We start from the raw sequence: 17,389 nt of genomic DNA on the forward strand, positions 1-17,389 counted from the left end.
ATCAGGCGTTTTCGCGCGGACCGGTGCGGAACACCAGCAACGTGAAACAGAGCAACGCAAGAAACAGCGCAGCTGCCACCCCGAACACGGCCTGGTAGCCGCCGAACGGAAAGACAGCGCTCGAGATCGCAAGGCCGATCGTTCCGCCCGATATCTGTGAAGCCATGGAAACACCCCCACCCTGCCCGTGTTTGTGTTCCGGCAGCATGGCAAGGATAGCTGCTCTTGTCGGGATCATGACGAAAGGAAACACCGCGCCGGACAAGGGAAGAATGCACGCTACCAGCAGGAGGTTTTTCAAAGGCGCAACCACCGTTAACCAGATCAGACAGACGCCAAGTCCCGTGATGCCGATGAGAACAAGACCCTTGTAGGACATTTTCTTGGTCATACGCCCGCAAACAAGCGCAGCCGGAGGCTGCAGGATCGGTGACAGCATGACCAGCGCACCAGCCTGCAAGGGTCCAAGGCCCAACTCGGTCTGCGCGTAAAGGGCGATGAAAACAAACAGGATGATCTTCGAATATTGCGCCATCAGGATGGTGAGGTTGCTGCTTGTAAAGACCATGTCTCGAAACAGTTGAACTTCGATCAGCGGTGTTCTCCGGCTGACTTCAACACGGCAGAACAAGACAAGCAGCGCAACTCCAGCCACCAGAAACCCCGGAATGCGTAGATCTTCCCAGCCCCAGTTGTTGGCCTCCATCAGCGCAAACACCACGCAGAACATGCCCACTGCAATCAGCAGCAACCCGATCCAGTCCATCCTTTGACCGGCGGGGCGATCGATCTCGCGCCAGGTCAGGGCCACGATCGTACCGACTCCGACCGCAATCAGCGGGTTGATCCAGAAGATCCAACGCCAGGAGACAAGTTCTGTCAGCAATCCGCCAGTTAAGGGTCCAAGTGCCAGAAAAGTTGTTCCGACCGCTCCGCCGACCGCGAGACCAAAGCCGCGCTGTTCTTTGGGAAAGGTCATGCCGATCATGGCCACGTAGAGCGGAAAAATTATAGCTGCACCCAGACCCTGCGCTGCGCGCGCTGCAATCAGAATGGAACCGGTTGGCGCAAAACCGCAGACAAGAGAACACACGCTGAAGATTGTCAGGCCCGTCAGAAAGACGCGTAGCGTGCCGAACAGGTCGGCCAGCCGTCCTCCGATCGCAACAAACGCAGCAAACGTCAGAAGGTAGGCATTGACGACCCAGTGGGCTTCTGTATTCGACAGGCCGAAAGACTTTTGAATGGTCGGCAGCGCCACCCCGACAACGGTTTCGTCCAGAAGGACGATGCCAAGCACGCAGCTGATCGCACCCAGAAGCCACCATTTGCGATTTTGTTCGTCGATCAGATGCATAAAGGCCCTCGGCACAAGTCCGAGAGCCTATCGCAATTCAGGCGGATGAAAAACACTTCCGGTCTCGACAAGCGGCCAGCCCGCTAAGCTGCCTTCGCCGCCAACCGTTTTCTGATGCTCTCGATATCGGCCTGCGGGGTCGCGGCAAACAGCGTCTTGGTATAGTCATGCTGAGGGTTATCGAAGACCTCCTCGCGCGTGCCGTATTCCACCACTTCACCGAAATACATGACCATCACCTTGTCGGCGATGTAACGCACCACGGAAAGGTCATGCGAAATGAACACGTAGGTCAGGCCCATTTCGTCCTGCAAGTCGGCAAGAAGGTTGAGGATTTGCGCCTGCACGGAGAGATCGAGCGCGGACACCGGCTCATCGAGCACCAGAAGTTTCGGCTTCATCATGATTGCGCGTGCTATCGCGATACGCTGACGCTGACCACCTGAGAACATGTGTGGATAGCGTCCGTAATGTTCAGGCTGCAATCCGACCTTCTGCAACATCTGCAGCGCAAGGTCCTGTCTTTCCGCTGCCGGCATGTCGGTATTCAAAAGGAGCGGTTCTTCCAGAACATGACCGATCTTCTGGCGCGGATTCAGCGACCCGTAGGGGTTCTGGAAGACAATCTGCACCTTCTGCCGCATTTCCCGGGAAATACCTGTCTTCGAAATGTCGATAGGCAAACCGTCAATCTCGATGGAACCGGAAGTCTGTGCGTCTATCATTGTCAACATGCGGGCTAGCGTGGACTTGCCACAGCCGCTTTCGCCAACAACCGCGAGCGTGGAACCGCGCGCGACATCAAGACTGACACCCTTGACCGCGGTAAGCGTCGATGCCGGCTTGAACAGGCCGCCCTTGATGTCATACGTCCGGTAGACATCGCGGACCTTGAGGATCACATCTTCGGACAAGTCAGAATCCTCCCGCTTCGGCAAAGTCGCTCACGGTCGGCAACCGGTCGCCGGTCGCGTTTTCCGGCAACGCCGAAAGCAACGCCTTGGTGTATGGGTTTTTCGGGTTTTCAAAAAGAGACAGCACGTCCGCCTCCTCCATCTTGCGGCCCTTGTATTGCACGATCACGCGATCGGCCGTTTCAGCAACGACACCCATGTCATGGGTAATCATGATCAGACCCATGCCGCTGTCCTGCTGAAGCTTGACGAGAAGGTCCAGGATCTGTTTCTGGATCGTCACATCAAGCGCTGTTGTCGGCTCGTCCGCGATCAGCAGTTTTGGCGCACAGGCAATCGCCATCGCGATCATCACGCGCTGGCACTGGCCGCCGGACATCTGGTGCGGAAACGCATTGACGCGTCCCCCAGGATCGGGAATGCCGACCGAAGTCATTAGCTCGATGACCCGATCCTTGACCTGTTTGCCTTTCAGGTCCGTATGCGCTTTGAGCGTTTCGCCGAGTTGAAACCCGACCGTAAAACAAGGGTTGAGGCTCGCGATCGGTTCCTGGAAGATCATCGAGACATCTTTTCCGATTACCTTGCGGCGCTCTTTTGCCGACAACGATCTCAGGTCAAGGCCTTCGAAGTCCATCTTGTCTGCGGTAATCGTCGCAGTGTCCGGCAGCAGACCCATTGTTGCCAGCATGGCAACGGATTTGCCGGAACCCGATTCGCCGACAATCGCCAGAACTTCACCGGCATCGACCAGGTAATCGACACCGTCAAGCGCCCTGAACGGACCCTTCGCGGTATCGAATTCAACCCTCAGGTTTCTGATTTCCAGAAGAGACATTGAGTTAGCTCCTCTTCAGCTTGGGATCGAGCGCATCCCGCAGGCCGTCGCCGACCAGATTGATGGCAATGACGGTTATCAGGATGGCCAAACCGGGAAAGGTCACGACCCACCACGCACTCAGGATGAACTCTCGGGCCTCGGCAAGCATCGTGCCCCATTCCGATGCCGGCGGCTGCGCACCCATGCCCAAAAATCCGAGCGCTGCGGCATCAAGGATTGCATTGGAAAACGACAGTGTCGCCTGGACGATCAAGGGCGCAACACAGTTCGGCAGGATCGTCTTGAACATCAATCGAATATGGCCGGCACCTGCCAGACGCGCTGCAACGACGTAGTCCCTGGAACGCTCAGACAATACCGCCGCACGTGTCAATCGAACGAAATGCGGCTGCAGAACAAGCGCGATCGCGATCATCGCATTGGTAAGCCCGGGACCCAGAATGGCGACAAGAACCAGCGCAAGAAGGAGCGCAGGAAACGCCAGAATAATATCCATCAGGCGCATGATGAAGGTGTCGACCACTCCGCCGGCATAGCCGGCGATCAAACCTGTCACGATACCTACAGAGAGCGAAATGATGACGACGATGACACCGATTGACAGTGAATAGGCGGCACCATGCATCAGACGCGATAGAATATCACGCCCGACAGCATCCGTTCCGAGAATGAAAGTCGATTTGCCCCCTTCTTCCCAGAAAGGCGGAACCAGAAAACTGTCCCGATACTGCATGTCTGGATCATGTGGTGAAATCCAGGGAGCAAGCACTGCTATGGCAACCAGCGCGAAAAAGATGATCAATCCGATCACCGCGCCCTTGTTGCGCGAGAAATAGTACCAGAACTCGGCGAGATTGGCCAAGGTCGCGCTTCGACTGGCAGCCTGGACCTTGTCTGCATCGGCACTTGCTGCCGGAGAGGTATTTGTCATCTTATTACCCTCGGCTCAATTGTGTCGGATGCGCGGATTGATGAGGCCGTACAGCACGTCCACAATCAGATTGACCAGCATTACAATTCCGGCAATCAGCAGGAGACCGCCCTGCACCACGAAATAATCACGACGGGAAATGCTGTCGAAGAGCCACTTTCCAATTCCCGGCCACGAGAAAATGGTCTCTGTCAGGATTGCCCCACCCAACAGCACACCAACCTGAAGGCCGATGGTCGTCACAACCGGAATCAGGGCATTGCGAAGCGCGTGGAGCCCGATAACCGAGCGCGGTGCCAGGCCCTTTGCCCGCGCGGTACGCACATAGTCTTCGCCAAGGACTTCCAGCATGGCCGAGCGTGTCTGGCGGGCGATCACGGCCAGCGGGATGGTCGCCAAAACGATCGACGGCAGTATGAGATGGCGCACAGCCGAGAGAAAGGCACCCTTTTCGCCTGACAACAGGCTGTCGATAAGCATGAAGCCCGTCACTTGCGGGAAGAAATAGAGGAGCGAAATTCTCCCCGAAACAGGTGTCCATTGAAGGATGCCGGAGAAGAAGATGATCAGCAGCAGGCCCCACCAGAAGATCGGCATCGAATAGCCGACAAGAGCAGTGCCCATGATGGCCTGGTCAGCAATGGAACCGCGCTTCACCGCTGCGAAGATGCCGGCCGGAATTCCGATACAAACGGCCAGAATGATGGCGCAGAGTGCCAACTCGGCAGTGGCCGGGAAGAGCGTCATGAATTCGTCCAGCACCGGCTTCTTCGAAGAGAACGAAGTGCCCAGGTCACCCTGAAAGATCCCGAGAATATAGTCGAGATATTGTTGCCAGTAGGGCTTGTCAAAACCCAATTGCTTCATCACCTCGGCCTTGCGTTCCGGTGTGATACCACGCTCACCGGCCAGAAGTTCAGCTGGATCGCCGGGCAAAAGCCGGATGAAGGTGAAGGCGACGAAGGTGACGCCGATGAATGTCGGAATCAACAGGCCGAGGCGGCCTAGAAGAAAGCGGAGCATGTCAGGTTCCAGATACGAAGAACCAGCGGAAACTGTCACACATTATGAGAGCATCCGCCGGTCAAAATGTCTGAGGCGCCGGCAAAACCGCCAGCGCCTCCCAATTTCAAGCGGAATTACTCCGCAATGTCCACGCCGTCGAACCAATGGCCACCAAGCGGGTCCATCACGTAGCCGGTGACCTTGGAGGACATCGGCATGAAGACCACAGAGTGCGCGATCGTGGCCCAAGGAGCTTCTTCCTTGAAGACAACCTGCGCCTCTTCGTAGAGCTTCGTGCGCTCCGCCTTGTCGGTCACGGTCTTGGCTTTCTCGATGAGAGCCTGGAAGTCGTCATTGCACCACTGGGCACGGTTGGAACCGCCGACGCCATCACAGCCGAGCAGAACGGCCAGGAAGTTGTCAGGATCGCCATTGTCGCCGGTCCAGCCGAGCAGAACTGCTCCGTCACGGTTCTCGTCCTTGGAACGGGAAAGATATTCACCCCATTCATAGGAAACGATCTCGACATTGACGCCGACTTTGGCGAAGTCTGCCTGAATAACCTCGGCCATGCGGCGGGCATTCGGATTGTACGGACGCTGAACAGGCATCGCCCAGATCTTCATGTCGAGGTTTTCAACACCGGCTGCCGCCAGCATTTCCTTGGCCAGATCCGGATCGTAGGCGTCGTCCTCAACGGCTTCGTTATACGACCACATCGTTGGCGGGATCGGGTTTTTCGCTGCCTGGCCGGAGCCCTGGAAAACAGCGTCGAGGATCGCCTGCTTGTTGACTGCGTGGTTCAGCGCCTTGCGGACTTCCTTCTTGTCGAACGGAGCCACTTTCGTGTTGTAGGCGAGATACCCGACATTCAGGCCCTGCTGTTCCAGAAGGGTCAGGTTGCCGTCGTCGCGGATGTCGGCAATGTCGGCCGGTGCCGGATATGGCATGACATGACATTCACCCGCTTTCAGCTTCTGCAGGCGAACCGCAGCATCAGGCGTGATGGCGAAGATCAGGTTGTCGATCTTTTCCTTGCCATTCCAGTAATCCGGGTGAGCCGCATAACGGATCACCGCATCTTTCTGGTAACCGACAAATGAGAACGGGCCTGTTCCCACAGGTTGCTGGTTGAATTGCTCCTTGGAACCGGCGGCCGCCAGCTGATCGGCGTATTCGGCCGAAACGACTGAAGCAAAATCCATGGCCAGGTTGGCAATCATCGGAGCTTCCGGACGGTTCAGCACGAACTTGACGGTGTTGTCGTCGACCTTGACGATTTCCTTGATCAGGTCCGGCATGGACATGCCGTTGAAATATTCCCAGGCAGTGCCCGGTGTATATTCATGCCACGCATGGTCTTTGTTCAGCTGGCGCTCGAACGAGAAAACCACATCATCGGCGTTGAAGTCACGTGATGGCGTGAAGAAGCTGGTGGTATGGAATTTTACGCCCTTACGCAGCTTAAAGGTGTATTCCAATCCGTCTTCGGAAACTTCCCAGCTTTCCGCCAGACCCGGAAGCACTTCGGTCGTGCCGCGCTTGAACTCGACAAGCCGGTTGTAGAGCGGCTTGGAGGACGCGTCGAACGTCGTGCCGGCGGTGTAAAGCGCCGTGTCGAAGCCTTCAGGAGACCCCTCGGAGCAATAAACCAAGGTCTTTGCGGAAGCACCTGTTGCCGCGATCACGGCAAGGCTGGCGCCAAGAAGGGTTGCCTTCAAGGTTTTTTTGAAATTCATCAATCTGTTCTCCCCTTGATGAAGAGCATGGACCTTGCATCATTGAAGTGTGCAAAGGAGTTAAGTCCAAGCCAGCGCAAACTAAGGCGTTTTTTTGGCAGAAAATCAAGCACCAACATCTTTCTAATTTTACCCTGATTTTGAAATATTTTTGCTAGGTAAGTTTTGTTGACGTAATTTTTAACACTTTCAGGACCGTTCAAGGAAATGTGATACCGCGGCGTAAGCTTGTTGCTGAAGTTTCTAAGTCACTGAAACACTGAAGGCTCTCACAGGTGCGAGAGCCTTCAAAGCGTTCAGTCCTGATCGGTGCGCGTTCGATTGACTGCATCCTGCCAACCGGCCAGCAACTGTTGTCGGCGCTCTTCGTCAAGCTGCGGTTCGAAGCGTTTTTCAAGCTTCCATTCGGCGGAAAACGCGTCTTCGCCCGGCCAGATACCAGCCTTGGATCCGGCCAGCCATGCAGCGCCCAGAGCCGTTGTTTCAGGAACGGTCGGACGGTCGACTGGCGCCCCCAGGATGTCTGCCAGAAACTGCATCGTCCAATCGGAGGCCGTCATGCCTCCATCCACCCTCAGAACGGGTTTTTCCGCGTCAGGCCAGTCGGCCTGCATGGCTTCGACAAGATCGCTTGTCTGGTAGCCCACGCTTTGCAGGACCGCGCGGGCGATCTCCCTTGGTCCCGTGTTGCGCGTCAGCCCGAACATCGCTCCGCGCGCCTCGGCATCCCAATGCGGCGCGCCCAATCCGACAAATGCAGGAACCAGGAAAACGTCGTGATTCGGATCCGCCTGCTCGGCAAGCGTCTGGGTTTCACCTGCGCTCTCTATGAGACCCAGCCCGTCACGCAGCCATTGAACCGCTGCACCGGCAACAAAGATCGAGCCCTCAAGCGCATATGTCGTCTCGCCGTTAAGACGATAGGCAATGGTCGTCAACATGCGGTTCTTCGACCGCACAGCTGTCTCGCCGGTGTTCATCAGAGCAAAACAACCCGTGCCGTAGGTCGACTTCACCATGCCGGGTCTGAAACAGGCCTGCCCGACCGTGGCAGCCTGCTGGTCGCCCGCCACTCCCAAGATGGGCAATGGTCTGCCGAACAGTTCCGCCTCGGTCGTTCCGAAATCGTCGGCGCAGTCCTTCACTTCCGGAAGCAGGTTCATCGGTATGCCGAGCAACCTGCACAGCTCTTCATCCCAGCAGTTTTCATGAATGTTGTAGATCAGCGTGCGTGACGCGTTGGTCGCGTCGGTGACATGAACCTTTCCACCGGTCAGGTGCCATATCAGCCAGGTATCGACGGTGCCGAATACCAGTTCCCCGCGTTCGGCCCGCGCACGTACCCCGTCGACATTGTCGAGAATCCAGGCGATCTTGGTTCCCGAAAAATAGGGATCGAGCAACAACCCGGTTTTCGACGTAAATGTGTCTTCCAGGCCTCTTTCGCGCAGCCCGGCGCAGAATTCCGCCGTACGCCGGTCTTGCCAGACGATCGCATTGTAGACCGGTTCACCCGTCGTCCGATCCCAGATCAGCGTGGTTTCACGCTGGTTGGTGATACCGATTGCCTCGACACCCGCACCTTTGTCCGGAGCCTTTTCCATGGCTTCACGGCAAACGCGCAGTGTGCTGGTCCAGATGTCCGAAGGCGAATGTTCCACCCAACCCGACTTCGGGAAATGCTGCGGAAATTCCTGCTGTCCCACGCTGGTCGGGCTGAAACCGCCGTCAAAAACGATCGCGCGGCTTGACGTCGTGCCCTGGTCTATCGCCAAAACACATCCGGCCATGGCACACCTCCCATTATCTTAGGCTTATTCAAGAAAACTGCCGGAGAGCCCGGCAGGTCAGATGGTTTTTCAAACTATGCAGCAGCGCCGGCCTGTTCTGCAAGGTGGCTGGACATATAGCTTTCCAGATCTGCCGCTTCCTGCTGGCTGAGACGCAGGCCCAGTTTTGTCCGCCGCCACAACACATCTTCTGCGGTACGGGCCCATTCCCGGTTCATCAGCCATTTCACTTCCGCTTCATGGAGATTGAACCCGAAGGATTTGCCGAGATCCTCAAGAGATTTGGCACCACCAAGCAGACGCCGGGCGTCCGTGCCGTAAAGACGAGTCAACCGCGTCGCAAAGCGCTTGTCCAGGAAAGCATAGTCGTGCTCGAGACCGGAGACTTCCCTGTCAAAGGCGTCAACGCTGAAATCACCGCCAGGCAAAGGTTCACTTCCGGACCAAAGTCCGCGCTTGAACGGCAGAAGACCCTCCAGTTTTGCAAGAACCTGCTCGGCGAGCTTGCGATAGGTCGTGATCTTTCCGCCGAAGACGGACAGGACGGCGGGCGTGTCTCCGCCGCCGTCAAGCTCCAGAACATAGTCACGGGTCGCCGCCTTGGCGTCCTTGGCACCGTCATCATAGAGCGGCCGGACACCCGAATAGGTATGAACGACATCCTCGGGTGTGATTTCCTTTTCAAGATACTCACTCGCTGCGGCGCAAAGGTACGAGATTTCATCTTCCGATATGCGAACATCACCGAGATCGTCCTGATAATCGACATCGGTTGTGCCGATCAGGGTGAAATCCTGCTCGTAGGGAATCGCGAACACGATCCGACCATCGCCGTTCTGAAAGATGAAGCAACGGTCGTGTTCGAACTGGCGCGGCACTATGATGTGGCTGCCCTTGACCAGACGGATGCCCGACGTGTCGTTTTCCCCGACAACCCCATGCAGGAAATCAGCGACCCAGGGACCGGCGGCATTGACAAGTACGCTTGCCGTGACCGTTTTCTCTTTACCCGTCGCAAGGTCCTTCAGCACCACCGACCACTTGTCTCCATCACGCCGCGCGCTCACGCACTTTGTCCGTGTGAGGATCTTCGCACCGCGGTCGGCCGCGTCGCGCGCGTTCAGAACAACCAGCCGCGCATCGTCGACCCAGCAGTCGGAATATTCAAAACCCCTTAGGAAGAGTTTCTTGAGGCCTTGCGAATAGGGCGCTTGATCGAGACGTACCGTCTTGGTTGCCGGCAACAGCTTCCGTCCACCGAGATGATCATACATGAACAGGCCGAGGCGGAGCAGCCAGGCCGGTCGCAGGTCCTTGTGGTGCGGCAGGATGAACCGGAGCGGCCAGGCGATATGTGGTGCAAGATGCCAGAGAACCTCCCGCTCCTTGAGAGCTTTACGGACCAGGTTGAACTCATAATATTCCAAGTACCGCAGGCCGCCATGGATCAGCTTGGTGGAGGCTGAAGAAGTCGCGCTGGCAAGATCTCCCATCTCGGCCAGCAGGACCGATGCTCCCCGTCCAACCGCGTCTCGGGCAATCCCGGTTCCGTTAATTCCACCACCAATAACCAGCAGGTCGTAGTCCGCCGCCATAGGCTTGTCTCCGGCTCGAAATGAAATGCAAGAAATTCAAGAAACGAAAATAAAGCGAAAGATTGTGAAATTCAATCAACAATTCGATTCTATTCGGCTTCGTTCTCAGGACGGGCTCGGTCCTGCAATACGTTCTTTGGGAAACGGGAGTTTCGAGAGGCTACGCGGTTGGCGCATCTTGTTGTTAATTCACAAAAAAAGGAAATGAATTGACGGAAGCTTCGGGATTTGAAGCCACGGATCTCCGTTTTGATGTTCTCAGCTTCCAGAACGAATGCCAATGGCCACTCAGCCGCACATCCATCCCTGGTTCTCCGTCGAGGGGTCGAACCTCGATTTCCCGATCCAAAATCGGGTGTCCTGCCGGTTAGACGAACGGAGAGAAAACCAAATACGGTGAAAGGGAGGTCGAACGTTTGATTGAAAAATGCATTGCAACTTCTTCCCCTCACACGCCTGAAAGTTGGCCGAAGCGGCGGGATTCGAACCCGAGGAGCCCGGAAAGGGTCCTGCGACTTAGCAAGCCGCAGTCTTAAGCCACCTGGCCACGCTTCCTGTATTCATTACGCCCTGAAAACGAAAAAACCCGCCTCAGAGGCGGGTTAACAGGAACAATGATGACAACGTTTGCTACGAGATTGTCTTCATGTTCAGCCCGCATGAGCTATCGGCCCGGCTGGAGGGCCAGGATTGCGAGCGTTGCGAACTGGACAAAAAAACAAACATCAAATGCTCCAAATGCCAACGAACAGACAAAGCCCTGCTGCGGCTGGCAGGTCTTTATCCTTTTTCCGCTTCGAGTGTCAACAGGAGTTCTGGTCATTGCCCTGGCCGGTTTAGATGGACGGATGAATTTTCGACGTCCTGGCAGACCCGCGTCGCCGTTCCTGAAACCGATACATGACACGCGTGATTAGTGTTCTTCACTCTCCGGCGGCGCATCGTCCGTCGGTTCGCTTTGCTTGACCTTCTTCCTGCGACCTGCATCCGGCACATCGTTTTCCTCCGCGAAGGGAGGTGTTGCCGCGTGATACGTGACTTGCGGGAACGGGATTTCGATGTTTCGTTCGTCGAACACTTGTTTGATGAATTCGTTATACGCACGTCCGATGCCCCATTGATCTCCGGGATTCGTCTTGATGCGCGCGCGAATGTCGATTGAACTGGCACCGAAGGCCGTCACGCCGTGCATTTCCAGATCACCGAAAATCTTGGATTTGAATTCGGTCTCCTGCAGTCTCCTGAACGCTTCAAGCATCGCCTCCTTGGCGTAGGCGATATCCGTATCGTAGGACACCCCGATGAGCGCGACGTGATAGGAATAGCCGCGCATGAAGTTCGACACCATGTCGACGGAGGAAAACGGTATGATGTGTGTCGTGCCGTCCAGGTCCCTGATCCGCACCGACCGGATGGTAATGCCCTCGACCGTTCCGGTAATACCCGCAACCGTGACGACGTCACCTTCATTGATCGCGTTTTCGATCTGGATGAAGGCCCCGGTGATGATGTCCTTAACGAGCGTTTGCGCACCGAAGGAAATTGCCAGTCCGACAACACCCGCACCGGCGATCAGCGGCCCGATATTCACACCGATTTCAGACAATGCCAGCAGCAGCGCCATGACCATGATGACGATCGTGAACGCGTTCCGGAACAGTTGAAACAGGGTTCGTTCGCGTGCGCTGACAATGTACCCGGCGCGTGATTGCAGGCGCAGGTCTACCCATGACATCACCGCAAGCCAGACAATAAAGGCGACCAGTATTACGACGATGGCTGATCCGTAGCTGCCCACCAGCCTGATCCCGGCTTCGCTGTACAACCAGTCAAGCACGCTGAGCAGGCCCCAGATGTCCATAAGCAGCAGGATCGTTCCCAGGAACACCACAAAGCGAATGATCTTGAGAAGACGCGGTACGAAAGCATTAAGTCGGTACTGAAGCGCAGGCAGTTTTTGATGAATGTCATCGGGCAGCCTGATACCGCCCTTGATGGCACGCGTCATGACGAGTGAAATCAGCATGCCGGCCATGATGGTGATGATCGAAAGGCCGGTTGCCCGCAAGATGATCGTGGTCGCATCGAAGGGGCGCGTCACCCAGACGATGAAGACCGCAATAATGTAGCCATAGGCACCGATGTGCCAGAGGTTGCCGAGATTGGCGAGCGCTCTTTTCGCCAGAACGCTGTGCATGGTTTCCGCATAGGCCTTGGCGCCTTCGCGAACCCTGACCCTGTTCTGCTTGATGAGAACCATCAGGTAAACCATTCCCGTGAGGACGACAATGAACCTCAACGCGTTGCCGAGAACAAAGGAAACGGCCAGATTCGCGGCAGGGACAGCAAGGAACACACCGAAATTGTTCCAATACATGTAGATACGTAACCGAGAGTACCAATAATCGGCGGCGCCATCCGCAAATGGCAGGAGCCGCAATTCCGGTCTGCGAGGGGCGAAGACGAACCGCAGGGCGACATTCGACATTCCGGTAATGAAGAACGCGTTCAGCGCCAGGCTCTCCTGGATCGTGACGCCTGTTTCAAGCCCGCCATACCCGGTCAGTGCAACGAAATAGCCAACCCCCAGTCCAAGCGCGACTGTCAGGCCGTCAATAACGGTCGATACCACCAGGATGAACGCCCGCATCAATCCGCCGCCGTACCGTGCACGGACGGCCATTTTCGGATAAATCCGGCGCGCAATGTACTGTCCGATCCAGAACGCCGCGTAGGCACTCGCCAGAACAATCGCGACCTGCAACAGGACCTCTTCGACACGGTCCCATTTTATTGGAATGTCTCCACGGAAAATCAGGAGCAATCCCTTTAGTGAGTGACGCGAGCGGTCGAGAACGACCCCGATCTCGTCCGCCAGAGCTCGCGTGTATTCGCCAACACGAATGACGAAACTCTGCCCGGCGGAGCTGGGTTCGGTGGTTTCTGAACCTGTTGACTGTGTCGCATCTCCCTCTTTCGCCTCTGAAGCCGGGCCAGACCCGGGATCGGTGGCGTTTTTTTGCAGCAGTTCGATCAGCTCCTTGCGGCTGTCGGGGTCGTTGAGAACCTTGATGAGTGCTTCACTTGCCTGTTTCACATCGGCGGTTTCAACCGGGGCTGCGCTTTCGCTCTGACCGGCTGCCGGAACAGCGGCAAGAAGGAATGCCCCCAGGAGCGTTGCAAGGCACAGGCGCAGTAGTTTCATGTCCTACCCGTTTCACTTAATGACAGAGGACCGTACCGTTCTCTCGCTCCGACAATAGGAAAGAACCAGACCCAAAGGAAAGCCATCCGCTTCACCGTTCAACGGTTTTCATGCCCGGGAAAGAAAAACTGAAACCAGTTTCAGTTTTTATTTCACCAAATCAAATAATTCTCTTTTTTTTCTGGATTGCACAAATCTAGAAAAACTAACGTAAGGTAATTACTTCGAGATTCCACTTTTCGGTAACGTAAAAATAACAATATTGGCTAATTCTTCCTCTTAACGGAGGCAATATGACAAGTTCACTCATCAGGCTCGCGGAGGATGAGACAGTCGAGGCGCGGCAAAAGCTGTTTGCCGAGGTGAGCAAACTCGTCGCAACCGATCTTGACGAAAGATCGGGCCGGGAACTGGAACTTTTCGCCCAGGTAATGTTGAAGATCTACAGCACTGGCGCTGCAAACGACCGATTGCTTCTGGCGCAGAAGATTGCGCCTTGCGCGCAAAGCCCTGCGGATCTGGTGCACAGGATTGCCAGGGATGAGGTGAATGTTGCGATGCCGGTCCTGGCGGAGTGCCCGCTCCTGACCCGGGATGATCTCCTTCTCCTGATCGAACAGGTAAGCAGCGCCCACATGCAGGTGCTGGCGCGGCGCAAGGATCTGCCAACCGAGGTTTCAGACGTTCTGGCTGCCAAGGGCGACATCGCGGTTCACCGCATACTGGCCGGCAACAAGGAAACGAAACTGTCGCGCCAGACAATGCTCAAATTTGTCAAGCTTGCAGCGGAAGATGAGGTCCTGAGGGAGGACCTCTCGCTTCGCTCTGATCTTTCTCCTGCCGTATGTCAGGAGTTGCTGCCGCTTGTCGACGACGAAACCAGGAAGCGTCTGCGCAGCATTATCGAAGGCTCGCTTTCCCAGGAACAGCTGGACCAGATCGCAAGACTGAAAGTCCTTCGCAAGACATTCGGCGACACTTTGAACAATCCGGACATCGGCATATTGTGGCGCGAAGCCGAGCGTTCCGCGGTAACGCTTGACGAACTTATTATCCTGCTGCTGCAGGACGGTCGTTTCAACCACGCGATCGAACTGCTCAGCACAAGAGGCAGGATTGCACAATCCGCACTCAAGGACGCCATGTTCAATGGCAAACGGGATGTCGTCCTCAGAACTGCGGCAAAGGCGGGTTTGGACGTCCCCGCATTCGCCTTGCTGGCCAAGGCAAGGTGCACGCATCTCAAACTGCCTGCCGCGCAGGGAGCGGAATGGACTTCCGCCTATGTCAAACAGATCGCGAATGCAGCCAATGCAAGACAGGGACGCTGCGACGACTTTCAGGCCCGCCGCCGGGACAAGACCGCAAGGGAACCCAGCCGCACCCAGCCGGCATGAGTTTCCGGTGAACGCTTCAGGCCCGCGTGCATAGACTCGCCGCAAAGGCTGTCGACAATGTCGCCGCCGCGTAAAACCAGAGGCCCGGAAGGATTGCCGCCGCCGCCAGACCGCTGGTCTTGGCCGCGAACAGAACCAGCGCAACCAGCATCACGTCAAGCATTGACCATTTGCTGACCATCGACAGCAGGGCAAGCGACCGGGAATTTCCACCCGTCATGGCAGCGATGTGAATCAGCAGGATTTTCGCGGCAGGAAATCCGATCGAGAACAGACCGACGATCGTGGCCAGCGCCATGTCTTCCTGACGCCACAACTCCGTAATCATTTCGATCAGGTTTGGGCGATCTTCCAGAAAATACAGACGTTCAAAACGCATGAGTGGCTGAGTGAGCCCGAGAGCGAAGGAGAACGTGGACAACGGCAAAAGCAATGCCAGAAAAAGTCGCATAGAATGAGCATGCCCCCAGAAGATCGAACGAAACAGTTCACAAACAAGTGTTCATGCCACGGTCGAATTTCAACGAGGCAGCACGCTGAGGGTTTTATTTCAATCTCTCAAAACGACAAAGCCTGATCACCGGTCTTGGCAATCAGGCATTCGAAATACATGCCCGCCTGGGCTCGAGTGACCCGCTAAACCTCTCTGCCCGGGCTACATTTGTTGTTAGCGCAGCCGAACCCGCGCAGCGACTTCGTCAAGCTCATCCTGTTCGGCAATCTCCTGCGCAGTCTTTTCGCGCTGATGATCGCGCTCTTCCAACTGCTCGAACTTCTTGAGTTCTTCGATGGCCTCACTGAGCTCGTCCTGAGCTCGTTGCAACTGGTCATCAAGCTCAAGCGCCGAGTTGCGCAGGTTGTCACGCCGATCCGCTGCGGCCTTTGCAAATGTCGGATACGCGAAATGCGTCACGTCGGTGATGCCGACGCGTTCCTGCTCGGTCGTGATCTGGACATCCAGCTCATCGGCCATTCGATTAAACTCGGCAATCATGCTCTCGATCTGAGCAAGTTGCCGTCGCTTTTCATCAACCTGAAACCGCTTCAAACGGATCAAACTGTCGCGGGTTTTCATAACTCAATACTCCCCTAACCTGGGCAGTCTACCCCTGAGTCATTTCCAAAAGGTTGGCGAGTTGAAAATATCCGTCAGAAAGTGACGTCGCCTCGTCTTTTCCCTGATTCAGGAAGTCATCGATCAGTGTAAACCGATGGATGGCCTCGTCAACGGTCGGGTCTGAACCTTTCCTGTAGGCTCCCAGGCGAATGAGTTCCTCCATATCCGTATATGTCGACAGCAATTGCCTGGCTTTGCGAAGGACCGGCAGCTGTTCGGGCGGAACGCAACGCGGCATGGTCCGGGAGACAGACTTCAGAACGTTGATCGCCGGATAGCGTCCACGCTCCGCAATCGCCCGTTCCATCACCACGTGCCCGTCAAGGATGCCGCGGACCGCGTCGGCCACCGGCTCGTTGTGGTTGTCTCCTTCCACAAGGACGGTGAACAGGCCCGTGATCGAACCATCACCCGTTTTGCCGGGACCTGCTCTTTCCAGAAGGCGGGGCAATTCGGTGAACACAGTCGGTGTATAACCCTTGGACGTCGGAGGTTCTCCAACAGACAGCCCGATCTCCCGCTGGGCCATTGCGAAACGGGTGACGGAATCCATCATGCAAAGGACGTTGCTGCCTTCGTCACGAAAATGTTCGGCGACCGTCATGGCAAGATATGCCGCCTGACGGCGCATGAGAACACTTTCATCGGAAGTTGCGACAACGACAACGGAGCGCGCAAGTCCGTCCTCTCCCAAGTCGTCTTCAATGAACTCCTGAACTTCGCGCCCCCGCTCGCCGATAAGGCCTATAACGGCCACGTCGCAGTTTGTGTTGCGCGCCAGCATGGACATCAGGACGGACTTGCCGACACCCGATCCGGAGAAAATCCCCATGCGCTGGCCTTCGCAACAGGTCACGAACGTGTTCAGCGCCCTTACGCCGAGGTCAAGTGGAGGACCGACCCTCTTGCGCTCCGACGCCGGCGGCGGAGCGCTTCGCAATTTGCGAGGCACACCGCCGTTCGCAACCTCGCCCTTGCCGTCGATCGGTTCGCCAAGTGCATTCACCACCCGGCCAAGCCAGGCATTGCCGGGATGCACCACGCTCTCGCGGGAACTGATGACGGCTTTGCAGCCCATCCGAACACCTTCGAGACCCGAAAACGGCATGCAGAGCGCGTGTCCGTCGCGGAAACCGACCACTTCAGCGGGAACTTTCGGGTTATCCTCACCGCTGTCGATTAAAAGACGCGAGCCGACACTCATCTCGTGAATCGGTCCCGCGATCTCCACGAGGAGCCCCTGAACCGCAGTAACCCGCCCGTAAATCTCGGTCGGCATGTGCGAATCAATTTCGGCGAAAAGCGCCTTCAAGGAAGATTCCTTTCGTAGTTAACGGTTTTGGTAATCTTTCGTTTACGACTCTGGTTAATCTTAACCTTTGGAAGGCTGACAAGCGAGAGCCATTTCGAAGTCAAACCGGCTTTGTCGAAAGGAATCTGAACGGAATCGGTTATGCCGATTTCTTAATGTTCAACATTAAGCTTTATGAATCTGCGT

At 56.2% G+C, this 17,389-nt stretch carries 13 protein-coding genes and 1 tRNA gene; 1 reads left to right on the plus strand and 13 read right to left on the minus strand.

What is annotated here, in order from left to right:
• Nucleotide 1: 1 nt before the first annotated feature.
• The 10 genes from ACO6TI_RS00640 to ACO6TI_RS00685 all read right to left on the minus strand — a co-directional run bounded on the left by ACO6TI_RS00640 (nucleotide 2) and on the right by ACO6TI_RS00685 (nucleotide 13,377).
• Nucleotides 2-1,357, minus strand: coding sequence for an MFS transporter (locus ACO6TI_RS00640; protein ID WP_104700909.1), 1,356 nt, complete (start codon nucleotides 1,355-1,357; stop codon nucleotides 2-4).
• 83 nt (nucleotides 1,358-1,440) lie between these two features.
• Nucleotides 1,441-2,271, minus strand: coding sequence for an ABC transporter ATP-binding protein (locus ACO6TI_RS00645; RefSeq protein WP_104700908.1), 831 nt, complete (start codon nucleotides 2,269-2,271; stop codon nucleotides 1,441-1,443).
• A gap of 1 nt (nucleotide 2,272) precedes the next feature.
• Nucleotides 2,273-3,109, minus strand: coding sequence for an ABC transporter ATP-binding protein (locus tag ACO6TI_RS00650; protein ID WP_055113752.1), 837 nt, complete (start codon nucleotides 3,107-3,109; stop codon nucleotides 2,273-2,275).
• Between the two features lie 4 nt (nucleotides 3,110-3,113).
• Nucleotides 3,114-4,043 (minus strand): ABC transporter permease subunit, encoded by a 930-nt coding sequence (locus tag ACO6TI_RS00655; protein WP_029064652.1) that lies wholly within the window; start codon nucleotides 4,041-4,043, stop codon nucleotides 3,114-3,116.
• A gap of 15 nt (nucleotides 4,044-4,058) precedes the next feature.
• Complete coding sequence (locus ACO6TI_RS00660) at nucleotides 4,059-5,066, minus strand: ABC transporter permease subunit (protein WP_029064651.1); 1,008 nt, start codon at nucleotides 5,064-5,066, stop codon at nucleotides 4,059-4,061.
• 116 nt (nucleotides 5,067-5,182) lie between these two features.
• Nucleotides 5,183-6,787, minus strand: a complete 1,605-nt coding sequence (locus ACO6TI_RS00665; RefSeq protein WP_055113754.1) for an ABC transporter substrate-binding protein — start codon at nucleotides 6,785-6,787, stop codon at nucleotides 5,183-5,185.
• A gap of 296 nt (nucleotides 6,788-7,083) precedes the next feature.
• The gene (glpK, locus tag ACO6TI_RS00670; protein ID WP_422384160.1) at nucleotides 7,084-8,577 is read right to left on the minus strand and encodes a glycerol kinase GlpK; all 1,494 of its coding nucleotides are present in this window, start codon (nucleotides 8,575-8,577) and stop codon (nucleotides 7,084-7,086) included.
• A 74-nt stretch (nucleotides 8,578-8,651) separates the two neighbouring features.
• A complete protein-coding gene (gene glpD / locus ACO6TI_RS00675) occupies nucleotides 8,652-10,172 on the minus strand; it encodes a glycerol-3-phosphate dehydrogenase (protein WP_422384161.1) in 1,521 nt (506 codons plus the stop codon).
• 307 nt (nucleotides 10,173-10,479) lie between these two features.
• Nucleotides 10,480-10,554 (minus strand) — tRNA-Gln (locus ACO6TI_RS00680).
• Nucleotides 10,555-11,085: 531 nt separating this feature from the next.
• Nucleotides 11,086-13,377 carry a mechanosensitive ion channel domain-containing protein gene (locus tag ACO6TI_RS00685; RefSeq protein ID WP_350185142.1) on the minus strand — a complete coding sequence of 764 codons (2,292 nt, stop codon included), beginning with the start codon at nucleotides 13,375-13,377 and terminating at the stop codon, nucleotides 11,086-11,088.
• A 293-nt stretch (nucleotides 13,378-13,670) separates the two neighbouring features.
• Between ACO6TI_RS00685 and ACO6TI_RS00690 the strand changes: the two genes are divergently transcribed.
• Entirely contained in the window at nucleotides 13,671-14,774 is a 1,104-nt protein-coding gene (locus tag ACO6TI_RS00690) for a DUF2336 domain-containing protein (RefSeq protein ID WP_055113764.1), read from the plus strand.
• Between the two features lie 16 nt (nucleotides 14,775-14,790).
• On the opposite strand, the gene ACO6TI_RS00695 is transcribed toward ACO6TI_RS00690, so the two are convergent.
• From ACO6TI_RS00695 to fliI, 3 genes are all read right to left on the minus strand, one after another.
• The gene (locus tag ACO6TI_RS00695) at nucleotides 14,791-15,225 is read right to left on the minus strand and encodes a paraquat-inducible protein A (RefSeq protein WP_029064646.1); all 435 of its coding nucleotides are present in this window, start codon (nucleotides 15,223-15,225) and stop codon (nucleotides 14,791-14,793) included.
• Nucleotides 15,226-15,441: 216 nt separating this feature from the next.
• Entirely contained in the window at nucleotides 15,442-15,849 is a 408-nt protein-coding gene (locus tag ACO6TI_RS00700; protein ID WP_029064645.1) for a flagellar FliJ family protein, read from the minus strand.
• A gap of 28 nt (nucleotides 15,850-15,877) precedes the next feature.
• Nucleotides 15,878-17,203: a flagellar protein export ATPase FliI gene (gene fliI, locus ACO6TI_RS00705; RefSeq protein ID WP_029064644.1), complete on the minus strand. Its 1,326-nt coding sequence runs from the start codon at nucleotides 17,201-17,203 to the stop codon at nucleotides 15,878-15,880.
• Nucleotides 17,204-17,389 lie beyond the last annotated feature (186 nt).

It is taken from the genome of Roseibium album (assembly GCF_965233825.1).
Classification (GTDB): domain Bacteria; phylum Pseudomonadota; class Alphaproteobacteria; order Rhizobiales; family Stappiaceae; genus Roseibium; species Roseibium album.